This is a genomic window from Clostridium folliculivorans, from assembly GCF_024341905.1.
Taxonomy (GTDB): domain Bacteria; phylum Bacillota; class Clostridia; order Clostridiales; family Clostridiaceae; genus Clostridium_AR; species Clostridium_AR folliculivorans.
Window position 1 is genome coordinate 104,014 of the sequence record NZ_BQXY01000004.1, and the last position, 22,110, is coordinate 126,123.

18 protein-coding genes are annotated in these 22,110 nt (G+C 31.0%); 16 read left to right on the forward strand and 2 right to left on the reverse strand.

What is annotated here, in order from left to right; genetic code table 11:
- Nucleotides 1–250: 250 nt before the first annotated feature.
- The 3 genes from OCU55_RS13520 to OCU55_RS13530 all read left to right on the forward strand — a co-directional run bounded on the left by OCU55_RS13520 (nt 251) and on the right by OCU55_RS13530 (nt 4,969).
- Nucleotides 251–931, forward strand: coding sequence for a response regulator transcription factor (locus tag OCU55_RS13520; RefSeq protein WP_261852840.1), 681 nt, complete (start codon nt 251–253; stop codon nt 929–931).
- A gap of 1 nt (nt 932) precedes the next feature.
- Nucleotides 933–2,309: a sensor histidine kinase gene (locus OCU55_RS13525; RefSeq protein WP_261852841.1), complete on the forward strand. Its 1,377-nt coding sequence runs from the start codon at nt 933–935 to the stop codon at nt 2,307–2,309.
- 209 nt (nt 2,310–2,518) lie between these two features.
- Entirely contained in the window at nt 2,519–4,969 is a 2,451-nt protein-coding gene (locus tag OCU55_RS13530; protein WP_261852842.1) for a GxGYxYP domain-containing protein, read from the forward strand.
- A 39-nt stretch (nt 4,970–5,008) separates the two neighbouring features.
- Here OCU55_RS13530 and OCU55_RS13535 read toward each other — a convergent pair whose 3' ends face one another.
- Together OCU55_RS13535 and OCU55_RS13540 are read right to left on the reverse strand one after the other, a co-directional pair.
- The gene (locus OCU55_RS13535) at nt 5,009–5,890 is read right to left on the reverse strand and encodes an SPL family radical SAM protein (RefSeq protein ID WP_261852843.1); all 882 of its coding nucleotides are present in this window, start codon (nt 5,888–5,890) and stop codon (nt 5,009–5,011) included.
- A gap of 201 nt (nt 5,891–6,091) precedes the next feature.
- A complete protein-coding gene (locus OCU55_RS13540) occupies nt 6,092–6,706 on the reverse strand; it encodes a TMEM175 family protein (protein ID WP_261852844.1) in 615 nt (204 codons plus the stop codon).
- 235 nt (nt 6,707–6,941) lie between these two features.
- On the opposite strand from OCU55_RS13540, the gene OCU55_RS13545 reads away from it, so the two are divergent.
- From OCU55_RS13545 to OCU55_RS13605, 13 genes are all read left to right on the forward strand, one after another.
- A complete protein-coding gene (locus OCU55_RS13545) occupies nt 6,942–7,487 on the forward strand; it encodes a MarR family winged helix-turn-helix transcriptional regulator (RefSeq protein WP_261852845.1) in 546 nt (181 codons plus the stop codon).
- 206 nt (nt 7,488–7,693) lie between these two features.
- A complete protein-coding gene (locus OCU55_RS13550) occupies nt 7,694–9,055 on the forward strand; it encodes an MATE family efflux transporter (protein ID WP_261852846.1) in 1,362 nt (453 codons plus the stop codon).
- 193 nt (nt 9,056–9,248) lie between these two features.
- Entirely contained in the window at nt 9,249–11,561 is a 2,313-nt protein-coding gene (gene hypF / locus OCU55_RS13555) for a carbamoyltransferase HypF (protein WP_261852847.1), read from the forward strand.
- A 43-nt stretch (nt 11,562–11,604) separates the two neighbouring features.
- Entirely contained in the window at nt 11,605–11,946 is a 342-nt protein-coding gene (gene hypA, locus OCU55_RS13560) for a hydrogenase maturation nickel metallochaperone HypA (protein WP_261852848.1), read from the forward strand.
- A gap of 130 nt (nt 11,947–12,076) precedes the next feature.
- Nucleotides 12,077–12,301, forward strand: a complete 225-nt coding sequence (locus OCU55_RS13565) for a HypC/HybG/HupF family hydrogenase formation chaperone (RefSeq protein ID WP_261852849.1) — start codon at nt 12,077–12,079, stop codon at nt 12,299–12,301.
- Nucleotides 12,288–13,370, forward strand: a complete 1,083-nt coding sequence (gene hypD, locus OCU55_RS13570; protein ID WP_261852850.1) for a hydrogenase formation protein HypD — start codon at nt 12,288–12,290, stop codon at nt 13,368–13,370. Before OCU55_RS13565 ends, hypD begins: the two co-directional genes overlap by 14 nt.
- Nucleotides 13,371–13,809: 439 nt before the next feature.
- Nucleotides 13,810–14,817, forward strand: coding sequence for a hydrogenase expression/formation protein HypE (hypE, locus tag OCU55_RS13575; protein ID WP_261852851.1), 1,008 nt, complete (start codon nt 13,810–13,812; stop codon nt 14,815–14,817).
- 229 nt (nt 14,818–15,046) lie between these two features.
- Nucleotides 15,047–15,694 (forward strand): TetR/AcrR family transcriptional regulator, encoded by a 648-nt coding sequence (locus OCU55_RS13580; RefSeq protein WP_261852852.1) that lies wholly within the window; start codon nt 15,047–15,049, stop codon nt 15,692–15,694.
- A gap of 25 nt (nt 15,695–15,719) precedes the next feature.
- Nucleotides 15,720–16,418: an ABC transporter ATP-binding protein gene (locus OCU55_RS13585; protein ID WP_261852853.1), complete on the forward strand. Its 699-nt coding sequence runs from the start codon at nt 15,720–15,722 to the stop codon at nt 16,416–16,418.
- Complete coding sequence (locus tag OCU55_RS13590; protein ID WP_261852854.1) at nt 16,418–18,658, forward strand: ABC transporter permease; 2,241 nt, start codon at nt 16,418–16,420, stop codon at nt 18,656–18,658. The genes OCU55_RS13585 and OCU55_RS13590 overlap by 1 nt, the downstream gene beginning before the upstream one ends.
- 257 nt (nt 18,659–18,915) lie before the next feature.
- Nucleotides 18,916–19,890: a 2-hydroxyacid dehydrogenase gene (locus OCU55_RS13595; RefSeq protein WP_261852855.1), complete on the forward strand. Its 975-nt coding sequence runs from the start codon at nt 18,916–18,918 to the stop codon at nt 19,888–19,890.
- A 196-nt stretch (nt 19,891–20,086) separates the two neighbouring features.
- On the forward strand, nt 20,087–20,983 hold the full coding sequence (locus tag OCU55_RS13600) for an MBL fold metallo-hydrolase (protein WP_261852856.1): 897 nt from the start codon (nt 20,087–20,089) through the stop codon (nt 20,981–20,983).
- A 128-nt stretch (nt 20,984–21,111) separates the two neighbouring features.
- On the forward strand, nt 21,112–21,867 hold the full coding sequence (locus tag OCU55_RS13605) for a nitroreductase family protein (protein WP_261852857.1): 756 nt from the start codon (nt 21,112–21,114) through the stop codon (nt 21,865–21,867).
- The last annotated feature ends 243 nt before the right edge of the window (nt 21,868–22,110 follow it).

A 22,110-nucleotide genomic window follows, 5' to 3' on the forward strand; every position in this document is an offset into this window, starting at 1 on the left:
ATCTGATTTTAATGTTATTTTTAATTGAAATGAAGTAGCATAAATAAAGATGTACCACTTCGATTCAGATATAAAAAGTAATTCAAACAAAGATAAAAGCGTAAATAAGAAAAGCTATGCAAACAATAATAATGGTGACTAAAAAAATATTATATATTAATATTAAGGTGGATTATATAGGGTTCCATTACGAAAACTTAATAGTTGAAGTTGGAACCCTATAGAACATTATTTTTTAGGAGATGATACCTTGAAGGAATTTAAGATACTTTTAGTTGAAGATGAAAAACAGATGTCAATGTTTATTGAGATGGAACTTTCTCATGAAGGATATAAAGTAGATGTTGCTTATGATGGAATAGATGCATTAAATAAAACTCAGAATAATGACTATAATCTTATTCTGTTAGATTTAATGATTCCTGGAATTAACGGAACTGAGGTTTGCAGAAGAATTAGACAATTTTCAAGTATTCCAATAATCATGCTGACAGCAAAAAGTGAAGTTTCCGATAAAGTTTTAGGACTAGATGCTGGAGCAAACGACTATTTAACGAAACCTTTTGCCATAGAAGAACTTTTAGCGAGAATAAGGGTATATACAAGAAGTAATGACTTAACTAAAGATATTAGTGATATAAAAGTAGCTGATATTGTTATGGATAGGAAAGCACATAGAGTCTTTAGGGATGGTCAAGAAATAGAGTTAACAAAGAAAGAATACCAGCTTTTAGAGATGTTATTGATTAATAAGAATGTGGTGCTTACAAGAGAACAATTAATTGAGAGTGTGTGGGGTTACGATTATCTGGGAGATACGAATGTTGTAGATGTATTTATAAGATATTTGAGAAGCAAAATTGATGATGGCTTTAATCAAAAACTCATAGCAACAGTGAGAGGTGTTGGCTATGTAATAAAAGGTGAATAATATGAATTTATCAATAATTAAAAATGCTAAAATATCCGTAAAGCTAACTTTGATATACGCTTTTATGTTTTCTTTAGTATTACTTATATTAAGCACGGTAACTCTATATGGCACTAAGTATTTTTTATATAAGCAAGCTGATAAACAAGTTAATGATATAAGTACGGTATTAACAAACAAGATAAATGATGAAACAGGAGAGGTAAGTCTATATAATAAGGATTTTTTAGCTGATTTGCCTTCAAAAGAGAATATATCAATAAGGATATTGGATAGTAGTAATACTATAAATCAATCACAGGGCTTTAATTACGATATAAAGCTTAAGGAGACTAATGGTAGGGCAAAACATTTAGAGCAAAAAGAAAAACATCTAATGTACTTAGAGACCAAACTATATAGTAAAAATTATGGAGTAGTATATATACAGGTAGTAAAGGATTTAGAAAATGAATATAGTTTCATAAAGATATTATTTGTATTCTTGGCCATTGCAGATTTTATTGGAATGGTAGCATCAATCGTAGTGGGATATATCATAAGTAAAAAAATGCTCAATCCTATAGATAATATAACTAGAACTGCTGAAAATATTAGTGTTAACAATCTCAAAGAAAGAATTGAAGTTAATGATGCTGATGATGAGCTAAAAAGACTAGCAGGTACTCTTAACAATATGATAGATAGATTACAAAAAGCCTTCGATAGCCAGAGTCAGTTTGTATCAGATGCATCTCATGAACTTAGAACTCCAATTGCAGTTATTCAAGGATATGCAAACCTATTGGATAGATGGGGAAAAAATGACAAGGAAGCTTTAGAAAAATCAATTTATGGTATAAAGCTTGAAGCTGAAAATATGGCTAATTTAGTAGAAAAGCTATTATTTCTAGCCAAAGGAGATGCACTAAACCAAGTAGTGGAAAAAAAAGAATTTCATTTAAATGAATTGATATATGAAGTGCTAGAGGAAACAAAACTAATAGATAAAAAACATAATATATTTAGCGAAGAGAATGAAGATATTGATATATATGGGGATTATAAGCTTATAAAGCAAATGTTAAGAATATTTATTGATAATAGTATTAAATTCACACCCTATGAAGGCGTAATAACTATAAATTCTATATTGAGAAATAAATCGATATATATAAGTGTTTCAGATACAGGAATAGGTATACCAAAGGAAGATATTCAAAATGTATTTGATAGATTTTATACAGCAGATAAGTCTAGATCCAAAGAAAAAGGAGGAACTGGGCTTGGTTTATCAATTGCCAAATGGATTGCAGATGTTCATGGGGGAATAATTGAAGTAGTAAGTGAAGAAGGAAAGGGAACAAGGATTACTGTTAAAATAGACTTAAGTGAATAGAAACTTTCAAAGAGAAGGTGAGGAAGTCAATATGATATACTCACCTTCTCTTATAATTTGGTGGAAAATTAATGAATATAAACCAGCATGTAAATATCATAAAGATAGCTTTAATAGTAAAAGGTATATAAAGAAACTAAATTTCTAATTGTAATGATGTTGATCTTATATATGGTTAATAAAAACTATTAGGTTATGAGGTGATAAGTTTGTGGAGAAATTTTAAAAAATATATAGCTAGTTTTCTGGTATTAATAACAATAAGTTTATTTTGCTCCTGCACTATTCAGGATAAAAATAAGTTTGTAAGTTTAGCTAGAACTACTGTTGATAATGGTGTTGTGTCATTGGTTATGGATACATCAAATTATCAAGGTATGCCAAAGAATTTTAGAAAAACTTCTGATTTAAGTAATGTTGACAAAGATAAGACCCTAGATTTAAAAGGATTAAATAATTTAAATATATCTGGAAGTCAGCAGTTTTCAGGTTTTAATTTACCTCTTGTAATAAATAGTATAAATACGAAGATGTCTACAACAGTAATAGACTTGAGACAAGAAGCTCATGGTTTTATAAATAACATTCCAGTAAGTTGGAAGAATGAGAAAAATGATGCTAATATGGGACTTACAAAAGAACAAGTATTAGCGGATGAGCAAAGTAAGCTTAAAAGTATTAAATTGAATGTTCCTATTACACTTACAAATCATCCAAATGACACAATAATTCCGACGAAGGTTCAGGATGAAGAACAATTAGTTAAGGATAATAAACTTGAATACATCCGTATTCCTGTTACTGATGGAAAGATACCTACAGATGAAATGGTTGATTATTTTATGCAGGTAGTAAAAAAACAACCTAAAAATACATGGTTACATTTTCACTGCAAAGAGGGAATAGGAAGAACAACTACATTTATGATAATGTATGATATGGTTAAGAATTCTAAACAGGTTACGTTTGATAATATTATGAAGAGACAACTAGCCTTAGTTGGATTTAATGAACAAGAAATTAAATCATTCTATAACAATGAAAGAATTAGTTTCTTACAAAACTTCTATAAGTATTGTAATGAAAATAAAGATAATTTTAATACTAGTTGGATTGAGTGGAAGAAGACTATTACTGCAAGTAATAGTCCTTTTTCCATGTATATAAAAAATATCATAAAACCAACTTTTCTATATGTTATTTCACAAGATAATATGAGTGAAAGTGAAAAAACATTGATATCTACACTTCAAGGAGTAGTCAATAATAAATCCTACAATCAAATATATATATTAAATTCTGATCAACCAGATTATCAAATATGGTTAGAGGATTTAAAGAATAACTATGGAGTAACTTATAAAAAAATTTCAGATCCGTGGGAATTAGTTTATGGTTTTAAAGATCATATAGATGGATATGTTCTATATGATGAAGGCAATAATCCATCAATAAATAATGCTTGCTCCCTTTGTTCTTTGAAAAATTCAATAGCAGTAGATACTAGTATTGAATATAAAGCAAAGCTTCATGGAATAACAAAAATGACAGGGGATTGCAGAAATACAGAAGAAAGTTGGGCATACGATAATTTATGGAGCAAAGGGCTAAACCATTCAATTGTAATACAATTAGAACCTAATAAAAGTTCTGCACTTAGAGATTACGCAATTATGAGTAAAGCTCTAGTATTTTATGAAAGTGATATAAAAAACACTTATCTTAGAGATAAGATATTTTCATCAATGGATGGAAACAAGATTTGTATGGGTTGGGGACCGGATGAATTTACTAATATAAGTACAGCATCAAAACATGGTGTAAGTATGGTAGCGGCTGATTGGTCTTATAATCTGACAGTTTTAAGTGCATTTGACACAGCATCTGTTAGGCAATGGTATATACCTAAAGATATGACTAAAGAGGACAATGTGCATTATGTAACTTTTGTTATGTCAGATGGAGATAATCAGCAGTGGAATCTTGGCACAAACTACAGCTCACAGAAATGGTATGGGTCAAGTTATAGAGGAGATTTTAATTTAGGTTGGGGAATAAGTCCATCTATGTATTACTTAGCTCCAACAGTTTTTGATAGATATTACGAAAGTGCATCTAAAGGAAAGTATAGTGATTATTTTATAATACCTCCTTCGGGTAGTGGTTATATATATCCAAGTAAGTTTGATAAAGAAAGGCTTTCACCATATATAAATCAATTGAATGATTATATGAAACAAACTGATGAAAGATACTTAGCTGTGATTGATGACTCAAGCTTTCATGATGCTGAGCTTTGGAGTAAATTTACGATTCAGCCGAATATAAAGGGATTGTTTTACTTGGACTACCACAAACATGATAATTATAAAGGAGAAATAGTTTGGTCAAATGGCAAGCCAATAGTATCCTGTAGAGATTTACTATGGAATGGGTTAGAAGATGAAGAGCAACTAGCTAAAACTATTAATTTTAGAATAGGGCAAGGACAGACAGATGTAAAAAAAGCCGAAGCATATACTTTTGTGTATGTTCATGTTTGGAGTAAGGATTTGAATGACGTCAAAAATGCTATAAGTATGCTAGAGAAAAATCCAAGAGTTAGAGTAGTCAATCCAAAAGTATTTATGGAGCTAATTAATGAAAATGTTGAACGGTAATTAGTTTAAAAGTGTAAAGATATCTTTACACCTTTGTGCTTATTTATTATTTAAAAAGCTCAACTGTACAGCATTTACCTCACTTTGATAAGTAGGCATCTTAAGGCTAATGCCATACTTACTACATGCATTTGATAGAGCATAACTTAGCTTTTTTATATTTTTAGTAGAACAACTATAGCTATCGCCATAACTCTTTTCATATTTTTCACGAATTCCTGGGAAATGTTTATCTAGCTTTTTATAATAATAATCTCTTTGTCTATCTCGTAGTGACATTCCAAGCCAAGGAACAATGTTTTTAACACCATAGTAATTTGCTTTATTTACTATGTCTAAAATGTTTTCCTCAGTATCTTCAACAAAAGGTAAAATAGGCATCATTGTTATGCTTGTATGAATTCCAAGTTCAGAGAGAACTCCAAGTGCTTTAAGTCGATCTGTAGAAGAAGGAGCACCTGGCTCTACTATCTTTGCAAGCTTATCATCAGTAGTTGTTATAGTTATAGCTACAGAAGCATAAATTTTATTTATTTCCTGAAGAAGATCTATATCCCTAAGAATTAGATTACTTTTGGTTGTGATGTGAATTGGAAATCTATATTGCGCAATTGCCTCAAGACATCCACGGGTTAATTGATAGTGCATCTCTGATCTAGTATAAGGATCACTCATAGCACCAGTGCCTATTACCCCTTTTTTTCTTTTATTCTTAAGTTCCTTATTTAAAATTTCTATAGCGTTTCTTTTGACTATTAGTTCATCAAAGTTATCTATTCTGTAGCATAAGCTTCTTGAGTCGCAATATATACAATGATGTTCACAGCCTCTATAAATGTTAAATGTATAATTAGTACCAAACCAACTACTTGGATTTTTAGTTGTAGAAAGCAACATCTTAGCATCTATTTCTTTTGGCATATTTTTAACCTCCATTTATCACAGTGATACTGGATTACTAATAGCTTAAATTGTTTTTTAGTATCAATTAAAATCCATACATTTTGTAGGCAGTATAATTAAAACAATATGCCTTATAAGAATAAAATTTTATAATGCACAAATTAAGTATACCTAATTAAACACGACATAAGCATGTCATATTATAAGGAATAAATAAACTTAATCTTTATGGTGAAAATGAGGTCTTCTTCTTTTTTGTCTTTCATGATGTTGTGGGTCTACCTCAAACAATAGATTTAAAACAGAAGATGCAACTGGTAGCCCTATAAACAGTATTATTGATATCCTTGGATAATAGAAAGCAATTAGGATTATAATTGAGCTTATAACTGGCATCATAAATATGCGTGAATATAATTTATATTTATGTTCAAATAGTGTAGTAGGTATTATAAGTAAAAACATAAAAGTCATGCTAAAATTGACACATAAAAAAACTATTGCATACCCAACTGCTGGTGCAACTGCATTAGGGTTCTGAATAACCCATTTTGTAAACAGTGGCACTAGTGATAAGAAAAATAGGAATATTATGTTTATCCAGACAACTCTATTAGTAACATGTTCTAATTCATCAAAAAGTCTTCTATGCTGGTTCCAAAAGTTTCCCACAACCAAGAAGCTGACTAGATATACAACAATTGAATTAATTAATCCATAAATCGAAGCAGCGTCAAAGGTATTTGGTGTAGGGATATTTAAAACTATTATAGTAACAATAATTGCGATTACTCCATCACTAAAGGCTTCAAGTCTATTTTTTGAAATTTTCATTTGTATCCTCACTTTCTTTTTACTGAACTTACTTATAAGCAAATTATAGGCTATTAAGATTATTTCATATGTGGAAATACAAAGATTATATTCTATAAATTTAGGAAATACAAGAAGGGAAATGACTATACAAAAAATAAGCTAAGGTACCTTAATAAATTTGTTGACAATGAAAATAAATAGATATATGATGAATATATTAAGGTACCTTACTAGTTTTAAAGGAGATAAATACATGTATAATATAACTTCAGAAAAATTGTTGCAACAAATAAATTATTTTACTAATCTTGTTAATCGACAACAACATAATGCAAGTTCTAAGTCTAATGAGATGATGGTTAGTAGAGCTCAGGGGCATCTATTAGGATTATTATTAATGAAGGATGGTTTAACTCAAAAGGAATTAAGTTCACAGCTGCAGATAAGACCTGCTTCTCTTGGAGAATTGGTTGATAAACTACAACAGAATGGTTATGTGGAGAGACGAGTAAATGAAAAGGACAAAAGAGTTTCCAATGTATATCTCACAGAGCATGGTAGAAAGTCAGCCAATGAAGTAATGAAGGCTAGAATGCAGTTAGTTGATAATATTTTTTCAGGTTTATCTGAAGAAGAAATGGATCAACTTTCTAGTCTAATGAGTAAGCTAATTGACTCAATTGAACAAAGTTCAGGTGAAAATATTGAGGAATTACGTAAAGAGCATCACGGCATTAGAGGAGAGCAGGATTTTCCTGGAGGAGCTGATTTCTTTAGAGATCACCAACGTGAACGTTAAAAATAGAATAATATAAATTGTTAACAATATAAGTTCTTAAAAAATATAACAATATAAGCTTTTAACAATAGATAATAATGCTAGGTTTATATAAATTCAATAGCTTATATAAACTGAGTTTTACAGCCATTCCTTATAGTTAAAAACAGTAAATTTGTTGCTTTATTAAGATTAATAGTTTAAGCATTTTAAAGGAGGATAAGGAAATGGAACAAGTTGAAATAGAACAAATTGATTCATATTATTTTGAAAAATCACCTATTTGGAAGGCAATAGCACATATGTCATTACCGATGATGCTTGGGATGTCGTTGAATTTAATTTATAACATCATCGATGCTTATTTTATTGGGAAGTTAAACAATACGGAGATGATGTCAGCAATTACTCTAGCATTACCATTTATTACAGTTTTAATGGCACTAGGAAATTTATTTGGAACAGGAGGAGGAACCTTTATCTCTAGACTTTTAGGAGAAAAAAATCTTCTGGAATCTAAAAAGGTTGCATCAGTATCGTTTTATTTTAGTATAATTACGGGTTTGATACTTATAATGTTTTCTATACTAATGCTTCAGCCAATATTGAAGTTGTTAGGAGCAGAAGGAAATAATATAGAATTTACTAAAAGTATAATTTTAGTTTTTACTATTGGAAGTCCTATAATAATTGCAAATTTTGTATTAGAACAGCTTGTCCGTGCAGAAGGTGCTTCTACAGTATCTATGTATGGAATGGGTATTAGTGTTATAGCAAATATTATACTTGATCCAATCTTAATCTTCACTTGTCATTTAAATATTATGGGAGCAGCTTTAGGAACTGTTTTAGGAAATCTTTGTGCTGTATTTTATTTTATTTATTATATACAAAAGAAAAGTCCTGCATTAAGTATTTCTTTTAAGGAATTTATTCCAACTTCATCAATGACTAAGGATATTTTCAAAATAGGGGTTACTTCTTTACTAATGGATGTATTTTTAATTGTTTCAGGGTTATTGTTTAACAATCTTTCTATTAAGTATGGAGATTATGTGGTTGCAGGCTTTGGTATATCACAAAGAGTTGTACAGTTATCTGATTTTATAGGTATGGGGTTATTTATGGGGGTAATACCTCTCATAGCATATTCTTATTCGGCGAAAAATATAAAACGTATGTTAGAAATAATTCGAACTACAGCAGCTTATATTGTAATTTTAATTGGAATTATTTCTGGAACCTTACTGATATTTAGAACTCAGGTTTTCCAGTTGTTTAGTAAGGATAGTGAAGTACTTGCGATTGGAACGTTGATTTTTGTGGCAATGCTCTTATCTTCTTTATTTACAAGTCTTTCTGGTTTATTTGTAGGAGTATTCCAAGGTGTTGGAAGAGAGAAGGAAGCTGCAATTATGTCTGTAGCAAAAGGATTGATTGTAATACCTATAATGATTTTATCAAATGTCTTTTGGGGGCTTCATGGATTGATATGGTCCTTAACTGCATCAGAAATATTAGCTTGTTTAGTAGGCGCGTTGTTGTGGTTGCATTTTAAGAAAGATGCTTCAATGAAGATTTCAGTTTAATAATTATACAAGGGTTCCAACTTCAACTATTGAGTCATCCTTATATATAATAATGAAATTGAAGGAATGTTAAAATTGAAAGAAGAAAAAGGTTTGGAGTACAAAAAGCTATCTCTTAGTTATAGTAAGGCTGTCTTTAGCATAAATGTTAAGGACAGCCTTTTTTACTGTAGAGAGGAGTATAAAATAAACAATGAGAAGAGTATTTATTAATGTGCAAGGTATAGTTCAAGGCGTAGGTTTTAGACCTTTCGTTTACAAGAAAGCCATAGATTTAGAACTAAAAGGCTGGGTTAATAATAATTCAGAAGGAGTATATATAGACATTGAAGGTGATACTGACTCAATTTATCAGTTCCTTAAAGAATTAAGAAACAACCCTCCTGCATTATCAAAAGTTGAGAACATAAGTACACAGGAGAAGCCGTTAATAGGTTATGAAGTTTTTGATGTAAGGGAAAGCGAGAAAGTTAAAGAAAAAATCACTTTAATTTCTCCTGATGTTTCAATATGTAAAGATTGTACTGATGAGCTTCTTGATAGAGATAACAGAAGATATAGATATCCTTTCACTAACTGTACTAATTGCGGTCCGAGATTCAGCATAATCAAAGATATTCCCTATGACAGAGACAAAACAACCATGAAGAGTTTCGTAATGTGCCCTCAATGTGAGGGAGAATATAGAAATGTAAAAGATAGAAGATTTCATGCTGAGCCTAATGCTTGTAGTGATTGTGGACCTAGTCTATGGATAGAAGATAAATGTGGAAATATCATAGATACTAAAGACCATATAAAGTGGACTCAGAACAAGTTAAAGGAAGGTAACTTATTTGCTATAAAGGGAGTTGGAGGATTTCATCTTGTATGTGATGCAAAGAATGGTGAAGTTATTGAAAAATTAAGACATAGAAAAAGAAGGCCGCATAAGCCTCTAGCTACAATGGCAAAAGATATGAGTACTATAAGCAAATACTGTAAAGTTGATGAAGTTGAGCGACAAATATTAGAAGGAATAACTAAGCCTATAGTTATTCTAAATAGAAATGATCAATATAATTTACCTGAAAGTATAGCACCTTATCAAAAGACCCTCGGAGTAATGATTCCATATACACCATTACATATGGTTCTTTTTGATGATGAACTAGATATGCTTATTATGACAAGCGCCAATACTAATGGTCTTCCTATAGAATACAATAACCAAGGTGCAAGAGATAGTCTTAAGGATGTTGTAGATTATTTTTTAATGAATGATAGAGAGATACATATTCCAGTAGATGACTCAGTTGTACAAGTCGTAGATGGAAAGATTCGCATGATAAGACGAGCGAGAGGATATGTTCCAGAACCATTTAGGTTTAATGGAGTAGAAAATATATTAGCATGCGGCTCTAATATGAAAAATACCTTTAGTTTTACCAAGGAGAATTTTTTATTTGTTAGCCAATACAATGGTGATCTAGAAAATGTTCAAACCCTTAATCATTATGAAAATAATATAGAACATTTTAAAAAGATTTTTACCTTTAAACCTAGTTATATAGTACATGATTTACATCCTACCTATTTATCTACACAATATGCTTTAAAGCATTCAGTAAGAAAAATTGCAGTGCAACATCATCATGCCCACATTGCTAGCTGTATGATGGAAAATAATCTAAGAAGTACAGTGATTGGGGTTTGCTTTGATGGCACTGGGTACGGGGTTGATGGTGAAATTTGGGGTGGAGAGTTTCTTATATGTGATATGAAAGAATTTAAAAGAATAGCACATTTAGACTATGTAAAATTACCTGGAGGAGACAAGGCTATTAGAGAACCTTGGAGGATAGGAGTAGCGTATATCAATAAGTCATTGACTGAGAGCTTTAAATTTCAGCACAAAATCAACCGTAAGGATTCTATTGATAGCATAAGATCTACAATATATAAGATTTTTGGGGAGAGAGGGTTAACTTTGCTAAGAATTTTAAATTCAAGCTTTAGCTTTCCTCTAACTTCAAGTATGGGAAGACTTTTTGATGCGGTAGCAAGCATCCTTGAAATAAGAGATATTGTTACTTACGAAGGACAAGCGTCTATGGAATTGGAAGCTTGTTTACAAGAAGGTGTAGAAGGTTCTTATACTTATGAAATAGTAGAAGGAGAGTTAAGCATTATAAAAACTTATTCAATCATTACTCAAATATTAGATGATATGATTTCAGGGCTTTCAAAGGGTATTATTTCTGCTAAATTTCACAATACAATAATCAATTTTACAGTTGATATGTGTATGAAAGTGAGCACTTTCTCTGGACTTAAAGAAGTAGCTCTTAGTGGAGGGGTTTTTCAAAATTCCTACCTTCTAAGAAATATCATAAAAAGGCTTAAGGACAACGATTTTAATGTTTATACTCAAAGTTCTATACCATGTAATGATGGAGGAATATCAGTAGGTCAATTATGTATAGCCAATGAGATAATAAAAAATAGTAATTTTAATAAAGCTTAGAGTTAATATTTTTATCCAAGGAAAGTTTGAAGTGGAGGATAGTATGCATGAAATTTCAATAATACAGGAAGTGATGAATATAACACAAAAAACAGCAGCTGAAAATAACATGAAAAGAGTAGATAAAATAACCTTGAAGATAGGAGAACTTTCAGGTGTAATGATAGATCCATTAGTATTCGCATTTAGTATTATTCGTCAAGGGACTTTAGCTGAAACTTCAAAATTAGAAGTTATTAAGGTTGATGCTAGAGCAAAATGTGATACCTGTAACACTATTTTTAAGATTGATTATTCCAATAAGTTATGTCCAGCGTGTAATAAATTCAGTAATAATATTATAAGTGGATACGAACTAAATATAGAGACTATAGAAGGAGAATAGAGTATAAGCTAAATTAAAACATTAACCTATATACTTCAAATAAATGATGAGATTTATTCTGAAATATTAAGGTGATTTATTTTGTAAACTTGGTAAGGTCTTTAAGTAAAAAGATTAGGAGGCTATATAGATGTGTGTTGCTGTACCTGGAAAAGTAATAGAGACCGATGGTAATAAAGCAATTATAGAAGTTGGAAACGTAAAAAGAGAAATTTATATACATCTTGTACCTGAGGTTTCCTTAGGTCAATATGTATTAGTCCATGCTGGATGTGCCATCCAGATTGTAGATGAGGAAGAAGCAAAGCAAACCTTAGAAATAATTAAGGAGCTGATAGAGGATGAAGTTTATTGATGAATTCAGAGATGGAGAGCTAGCTAAAAGGCTGGTGAAAAGAATAGGAACATATAGCTGTGAACCTATTAATATTATGGAGGTATGTGGTACCCACACTATGGCTATTTTTAAGTATGGTATAAGAGACATACTTCCAGACAATGTTAAGCTTATCTCTGGACCAGGATGCCCCGTATGTGTAACTCCACAAAGCTACATAGATATAGCTATTGAGCTTGCTTCAATGGATAATGTTATCATAACCACCTTTGGAGACATGATTAGGGTACCAGGTAAAAGAGGTTCTTTGCTAAGTAAAAAAGCTGAAGGTGCTGACATCAGGGTTGTATACTCACCAATGGATGCTATAAAAGTAGCTCAAAATAATACAGATAAAAAAGTTGTATTTCTTTCTGTGGGATTTGAAACAACTACTCCAATGACAGTAATAACAGCCATTGAAGCTAAGAAAAACAAAGTGAACAATCTATTTTTTCTTACAGCACACAAAATTGTGCCCCCTATAATGGAGGCCTTAGTTAAGGATAAAGAGTTAAATATTCATGGTTTTTTACTCCCAGGTCATGTTAGTGCAATTATAGGAAGCAAGCCTTATGAATTCTTGAGTGAGAGATACCATATACCAGGGGTAATAACTGGTTTTGAACCTATAGACTTACTTCATGGAATTGATACCTTACTAGGACTTATAGATAAGAAAGAATGCAAGGTAATTAATAAATATACAAGGATTGTAAGAACAGAAGGAAATGAAAGAGCTAAAGAACAATTAAATCAGGTTTTTGATATAGTAGATACTTGTTGGAGAGGAATTGGAAATGTTCCAAACAGCGGATATGTGTTTAAAAAAGAGTTCGAGGATTATGATGCCTTAAAACATTTCGGTATTAAGTATAAGGATTATGATGGAAGTTCCGGCTGTAGATGTGGAGAAATATTAAAGGGAAAAATTACTCCACTAGAATGTCCTCTTTTTAAGAAACGCTGCACTCCAGAAAATCCAGTTGGCTCCTGCATGGTATCATCAGAAGGAACCTGCTCAGCTTACTATAAATATCATAGTTAAAAACATATAGCTTTAAGCCTAAAGCGAGTTTTAAAACGTGGCGCTGTTAAAGCACCGTGTTGAAATTGATTGGCTAATCATACGACGCTTTAATGAGCTTACCCAAAGAATTAATATGATTTTTTCATATTCCACCGATGCACCACTTCATGACTGATTTTATATTTTCAAATCCTCTGCTCAGAAACCAGCAGAGTTTTGAAAATAGTTTAATGATTGAAGTGTTGCATCTTTGGCTAAAACTGTAAACTCACTACGTTAGAACAGTACAGTTTTTTAACGCCATTCCATCTGAAAAAATCATTTAATTCTAGTTGCTCACTCATATAGCGTCTCCTGTATAACCAATCAATTACAACAATATTCTTAAACATAGCCTAAAGTTTTCTAGTATTCTAGAGGAAATATAAATTGTATATCAATGTTTGAGGTGGTTGTGATGATTGGAAAGGTACTTCTTAGTCATGGTAGTGGCGGAAGACAGACCAACGGACTAATAAATGAAATTTTTATAAAATACTTTAATAATTCTGTATTAAACCAGATGAATGATGCCGCACAACTGATACTGGAAGGCAACAGAGTTGCATTTACTACAGATTCTTTTGTAGTTAATCCTATTTTTTTTAAAGGCGGAAACATTGGAAAGCTGGCTGTCTGCGGCACAGTAAATGATCTAGCGGTAAGTGGAGCTAAACCTCTATATCTAAGTTCTGCATTTATTATAGAGGAAGGTTTTGAATTGGAAAGGTTAGAGGAAATAGTAAAATCTATGGCTTTAGAAGCTGAAAAGGCTGGAGTTCAGATTGTAGCAGGAGATACTAAGGTAGTGGAAAGAGGAAGTGTAGATGGCATATATATCAACACTACGGGAATAGGCTTGATATATGAAGAAATATATATAAGTGCAAATAATGCTAAACCTGGAGATGTTGTTATAGTTAATGGAACCCTTGCTGACCATGGAATAACAATAATGTGTGAAAGACACAACCTTGGAATGGAAGGGGATATTGAAAGTGATTGTGCATCGTTAAATTCATTAGTATATGAAGTTCTCAATGTATGTAAGGAGATTCATGTGATGAGAGATGCCACAAGAGGTGGCGTGGCTGCTGTACTCAATGAAATCGCTGAAGCTAGTAAGATTTCAATAGTCCTTAAGGAAGAGAGCATTCCTGTCAAAGAGGAAATTAGAGGAGTTTGTGAAATGCTTGGTCTTGACCCACTTTATGTAGCTAATGAAGGAAAGTTATGTGTATTTGCTCCTGAAGATCATGCCGAAAGCATACTATCGGCAATGAAGAAACATCCGCTAGGACAAGATGCTTGTATTATAGGCAAGGTAACTGATGATATAAAAAATAGAGTTTATGTTGAGACTATAATTGGAAGTAAGAGAATTGTAGACATGCCATCAGGAGAACAGCTACCTAGGATATGCTAGTATAGATTAAGTTTTTATAGTAAAAGGAGATATTAATTTCCCAAGGGACATAATTAATATCTCCTTTTTGTTTTTGTTATAATCTAACATGGAATTTTGCAAAACATGTTTCAAGATTTATTTGACTCAAAAATGTATTGACAAGGTGACCTGTCAGTCATATACTATGACTAAAGAGTCATATGACTAGTAAGTCATTATTTTAAACTTAAATTTAAGGTGGGAGCATATGCCGAAGGATACTTTTTTTAATCTAAATAAAGAAAAACAAGAGAAGATAATGAGAACGGCTGTAAGCGAGTTCTCTAATAATGGTTTTGAAAATGCCAATATAGGAAATATTGCAAAGAATGCCTCTGTAGCAAAAGGTAGCATGTATCAATATTTTGAGAACAAAAAGGAGTTATTCTTATTTTCGCTACAATGGTCCTTAGAACTTGTCATGAATAAGTATGGTAAATATTTAGTGTTAACAGATGACAATATAAATATTTTCGATTATTTATATGAAAGTTCTAAGGATGTGTGGTCTCAGATAAATGATGAAAGAGAAGTGATTATTTTCATTCAGGATGTTTTTTTAGGAAAGTATAATCATTTAACTAATGAATCGATGAAATATATTATGAAGGTTTCGGATGAATATATATTAAAGATTGTTCAGGATGGAAAGAGAAATGGGAGTATAAGAACTGATATAGATGATGAAATAATAGCTTTATTCATTACTGGGGTATCAATGAAGATTAAAGAGCGCATGATGAATAGAGCAAGAGCAGCAGGAGAAGATATAGTGGATGAAAGTTTTGGAGTGGTAGAGAAAGATATTAAGAGTATGATTGAACTTTTAAAGAATGGATTAGGCACTAAATTATAAATGGTGAGGGAGGCATGAGGTAATTATGTTTATAGAGATTTCTGGCTTAAAAAAGAGCTATATAAGTGGGGATGTTGTAACGCAGGTGCTTAAAGGTGTTAGTATGAAATTAAATAAAGGAGAAATAGGGGTTATCCTTGGTCCTTCAGGTTCAGGGAAATCAACTTTATTGAATATAATAGGGGGTATAGATCGTAGTGATTCTGGAAGAGTTATAGTAGATGATGAAGATATCATAGCTCTTAATGATGATAAGCTTACAGATTATAGACGAGAAAAGATAGGTTTCATATTTCAATTTTATAATCTAATTCCTAATTTGACTGTTGGAGAGAATATTGAGGTTGTTTCCAATATAAGCAAGAACCCTCTAAATACAGATGAGGTACTTAAAGCTGTGGGAATGCTTGAGAAAAAGTATAGATTTCCAAAGGAATTAAGTGGAGGAGAGCAGCAAAGGGTAGCTATAGCTAGGGCAGTAGTGAAAAACCCAAAGCTTCTTTTATGTGATGAACCAACAGGTGCTCTAGATTTCAGTACCTCAAGAGATATATTGAAGCTATTACAAAAGGTAAACAAAGAATTTGGAACTACAATACTTATGATTACTCATAATAATGCAATAAGTGATATGGCAAATAAGGTATACAAAGTTAGAAACGGCGAAATAGTAGAGCAGCTTGAAAATAAAGTGATCTTACCAGCAGAAAGGATTGAGTGGTAATGGTTATAAATAATAAGATAAAGAGAACCATGCTAGAAAATAAATCTCAGTATATTGGATCATTATTATTAATCATTATAAGTTGTATGCTTTATACGATGTTTAACCAGCTTACTGTAAGCATGAAGAATACTTCAACAGCTTTTGAAAGTAATTACTATCAAGAAGATGCTAGCTTTATTGCTGATAAACAAATTAAAAACATAGATGATTTAGAATCAAGGTTTAACCTCCGTATGGAAGAAATAAAGACTTTTGATTATACCGTTTCTGAAGGAAAGACTCTTAGAATATTTAGTGAAAATAAAAAGGTAAATGTGCCTGCCGCTATTGAAGGAACTACCTTAAAAGGTGGAGATATAATTATAGATCCCTCATATGCAAAAGCTAATTCTATCAAGATCGGAGATAGCGTAACTATTGCTTCTAAAAACTTTAAGGTTTCTGGTTTTATGTCTATGCCTAACTATATATATGTTATAAAGCAAGAGAGTGACTTATTAAATGATCCGAAGAATTTTGGTATAGCGGTTATTAGTAAAGAAGACTTAAGGAATACTGGTGAGGGAAATATTTCCTACGCAATAAGATTCAATAATAGAGAAAATATAGATGATAATATAGCAAAATTTAAGAGTTATTTAAAAGAGCAAAATATAATAGTTCTCAAATGGAGTAATGTAACTGAGAATCCAAGGGTTACGTATGAAACTGCAAAGGTAGATGGAATAGAGCAAATGAGTACTTCAATGCCTATATTTATACTGCTTTTAACATGTATACTCTCAGGTATAGTTATATGGAGAATGTTAAAAAAAGAATTTGCATTAATAGGAACTCTTTATTCCTTTGGATATAAAAAGAAAGAAATAATGAAACATTATATAACTTATCCTTTAGCAGTTGCAGTTGTAGGTGGAATTATCGGTACTTTTTTAGGAGCGCTTACAGTTAAACCAATGCTTAAGGTAATGTTAGCCTACTTTAATATGCCGATGGGACCTATGAAGTATGATCCTAAATATATTATTATAAGCTTACTACTTCCAATAACCTTCTTAGGACTATGTGGATATTTCATAATTAATAAGGCTCTAAAAAATTCACCATTAGATTTAATTAGAGGTGGGAGAGAGAAAAATAAGGTCGGATTCATTGAAAAAAGACTAAAGCTTGATAAGCTCTCATTTTCAACGAAGTTTAAAATAAGGGAGCAACTTAGAAGTATACCTAGAAGTAGCTTTTTGTTACTTGGAATTGCTTTTGCAACTATGCTTCTTCTAATGGGGTTTGTAATGAAGAGTTCTATGGATTACCTTATAAAAGATACTTATGAGAGCACATATAAATATCAATATCAGTATTTATTCAATACACTTCAAAATGGTAAAAGCGACAATGCAGAAAGATTTTCTATATCACCTTTTAGCTTAAAATCAGATGAAAAACATAGCTTTAGTGTGTATGGGATAGAAGGTGATTCTAAGTATATAATTCTTAAGGATTCGAAAGGCAATAAACTTGATACAAACAAGATCGTCTTTACAAAACCTTTAGCTGACAACTTAAAGCTTAAGGCCGGTGATAAGGTAAAACTTATCAATAAGCTTGATTCAAAAGAGTATGATATAACCGTGGATAGTATTGCAGATACCTATATTGGTGAGTATATTTATATACCAATAACTGATTTTAACTCTATGTTAGGTTATCCTAAAGATAGTTACATGGGGCTTATGAGTAAGGAAGCACTAAATATATCTAAAGAGAAACTCCTTAGTACTGCGACTCTTGATGAATTTAAGAATGCCTTTGATTCCTTAACTAAGCCAATGCAGGCTTATGTTGGAGCAATATCCTTCATGGCATTTATTATAGGGCTTATAGTTATATATGTAGTTACTTCTCTGATAATAGAAGAGAACAAGGAAAATATATCTCTCATGAAGGTACTAGGGTATAGAAAAAAAGAAGTTTACTCACTTATATTAAACAGCTCTTCCTTTATTGTGGTGATAGGTTATCTAATAGGAATACCGCTGCTTTTAGCTTCAGTTAATCAAATGATAAACTCTGCTACAAAAAGCATGAATTTAGCAATGCCTATAAGAATTAATTATATTTATACTTTAATAGGATTTGTAGTAATATACTTAACCTATGAAGTATCAAAGGCTATTAGTAGAAGAAAGGTCAATAGAGTTTCTATGACAGAGGCTCTAAAATCTAGAGTAGAGTAAGATTAGTTTAAACCAGTCTCAATTTTTAGAGACTGGTTTTTATTTTAAGAAAAATGTACCATGTGGCTTTAGTTTTGTTGTTAACTAACTTTAAATAAGAGTATAATTATGAGTATACCAATTGAAATCCAGTTGTAATTTTGATATTACAAGGTAATGTCGTAAGTATTCTGGAGTATGGTATAACGTTGATAAATATTATCTAGATGATAAATCGAGCTATAAATAATTTATGTAAAGTAAATTGGGGGTATATTATGAGTAGACCAAAAGTATATATAGCAAAACCTATTCCACAAGAGGTGGAGGAATATATAGATAATTATTGTGATTTAGAAAAATGGGATTCAGATGAAGATATAACTAGGGAAGAGCTTTTAGAAAATTTGAAGGATATAGATGGGCTTTTAACATCTGGCACTAAGATAGATGAAGAGTTATTAGAAAAAGCCCCAAACCTTAAAGTAGTTAGTAATATGTCTGTAGGCTATAATAATTTTGATTTAAAAGCAATGAAAGATAGAAATATAATGGGTACAAATGTAGCAGGGGCTCTTGATGATACCGTTGCTGATTTAATATTTGGGCTTATGCTTGCTTGTGCAAGAAGAATAACTGAATTAGATAGATATGTAAAAGCAGGAAAGTGGAATAGAGATGATGATTTGGAGCTTTACGGCGCTAATGTTCATCATAGAACACTTGGTATTATTGGAATGGGAAGAATAGGTGAGGCAGTAGCCAAAAGAGCAAGTTTAGGGTTCGATATGAATGTACTTTATTATAACAGAAGCAGAAAGAAAGAGGTTGAAGAAAAGTTAGGGGCAGAGTATTGCACTATGGAAGAGCTTTTAAAGAGATCGGACTTCATAGTTATCATGACTCCATTGACCGAAGAAACTTTACATCTTATAGATGAGGAGCAATTCAATTTAATGAAGTCTAATGCAATATTTATTAATGCTTCAAGAGGAAAAACTATAAATGAGAGAGCATTGATTAAAGCACTTCAAAATAAAAAAATAAGAGCAGCAGGCTTGGATGTATTTGATGTTGAGCCAGTGCAAGCTGATAACCCATTATTAAAGATGGATAATGTAGTTACTCTTCCACATATAGGGTCTGCTAATGAAGATACAAGACTTGATATGGCTAGATTAGCTGCTAAAAATCTTGTCAAGGCTTTAACAGAAGGAACCGCACCTAATATTGTTCCAGAGTTAAAAGAGTAAGATTGGGTTTAGATATAAAAACTTTATTTACTAGATTTTATAACAATATAATTGTGTAAATATATATGTAAACCCGCATGTTTACTATATATTTATATGATTATATGTTTTTATAATTATTTAATTTAATAATTATATAATTAAATGATTATTTAAATAAAGGTACTTTTAAACGTAGAAAGGGACGAATTTATATATGGAGCTTACTAAAATAAACGGAAATACCTATTATATAAAGGCTCCAACTAATATTGGAGTTTATAGTTATAAAAATAAAAATTGTCTTCTCATTGATACTGGAATAAATAATTCTGCAGCAAGAAAGATTGAAGAAGTATTAAAAGAAAATAATCTTCATGTTAAGTATATAGTAAACACTCACAGTCACCCGGATCATTGTGGTGGAAACAATTATTTCAAGAACAATTATACTGGATGCATAGTCTATACCTCAGGAAAAGAGAAATTATATATGGAAAACATGGAGCTAAGGACAAATATGCTATATACAGCTACTAGTCCTAAGAATCTTTCCGATGACTGCAAAGACTTAACTGTAGACTATGTTTTAGATCAAGGTAATACCAAGATAAATGATGATAAGTTTGAAGTTTTTGAGTTAAGGGGCCATTCGCCTCAAAGTATAGGAATAGTGACTTCAGATAAAGTATGTTTCTTAGGAGATGCTTTATATAGCGAAACAATATTGGAAAAATATTCTTTTCCATATTTATTTGATGTAGGCAGTGCACTTATTTCCTTAGAGAAGATAAAGGAAATAGATGCAGACTATTTTGTTATAAGCCATGCAGAAGATATTGTTAGAAAACAAGATATTCCAAATTTAGTAGATAAAAACATTGAGAATATAAAGGATTACTGCAATCAGATGATAGAGCTATTAGAGAAGCCTTTAACAAAAGAGGAATTATTAGAAAACCTAACAATACTTAATGACTTAGAGATTGACTTTAGGCAATATCATTTAAACTATTCATCAATGTCAGCATTCTTATCGTATCTTTACAATAAAGGGGAGATTAACTCTTCTGTAGAGAATGGAAAGTTATACTACTATAGCGTTAATAGTTAATTAATATGTTGAAGAGATAATTTATTATGAATCTGTATTAGATGAAATTTATATATAAATAAATAGTATTAATAGGCATTAGTGCTATTATTAGTAGTATAGAAATATTTTGTTGAGAGGTAATATAAATGGATAATGCAAAGTTTTATGAGACAATGTACAAAAGAAAATCTGTAAGAAAATATGATATGAACTCTTTAGACGATAAAACTTTAAATGATGTAAAAAGCTTCATAAGTGAAATAAATCCTTTAGTAACTGGTATTAAAACTGATCTACAGGTTATATCTCAAAATGATGTTAAAAGTTTTATGTCTATAAAAGCACCTCATTATGTAGTTGTATTTTCTGAGAATAAAGAAGGGTATTTAACTAATATAGGTTTTATGCTTCAACAACTAGATTTATATTTGTCAGCTAATGGCTTAGGCGCCTGTTGGCAAGGTATGGCTAAACCAGCAAAAGACATAGTAAGTAAATCAGAGCTAGAATTTGTTATAATGTTAGCTTTTGGGAAACCAGCTGAGAGCTTATATAGAAGTGACAGATCAGAATTCAAAAGAAACTCAATAGAATCTATAAGAAATAAAGCTGATTTTGATGAGTTATTAGAAGCTGTGAGAATAGCACCATCTGCTACAAATAGTCAGCCATGGCATTTTGATATAGAAGGAAATAATTTATATGTTAATTGTGTAAAACTTAATCCTATCAAAGCACTCATAATGGAAAAGATGAATAAAATTGATATAGGAATTGGATTATGTCATCTATCAATAGCATCTAAATATTTAGGTAAAAAGTTTAAGTTTTTGCAAAATGAATCTGTAAAAGAAAATGTTCCAAAAGGATATTTTAATATTGGTAATGTAGAAATAAATTAAATATATAATAATGATTAAAAAGTTAATTAAGATGTATTTGATTCATTATATGGTAAGCTTTTATAAAGATGTCTATTAATGATAGAAGCATGAAAAAAGGAGTTATCACATATAAACTATGTTGTTTATATTGTAATAATTCCTTTTTATAGATGAGCCACTTCGTAATAAAATTTATATTTTTAAATTCTCTCACCAGAAATCGTGAGAGTTTTAAAAATAGATTTGGGATCGAAGTGGCTC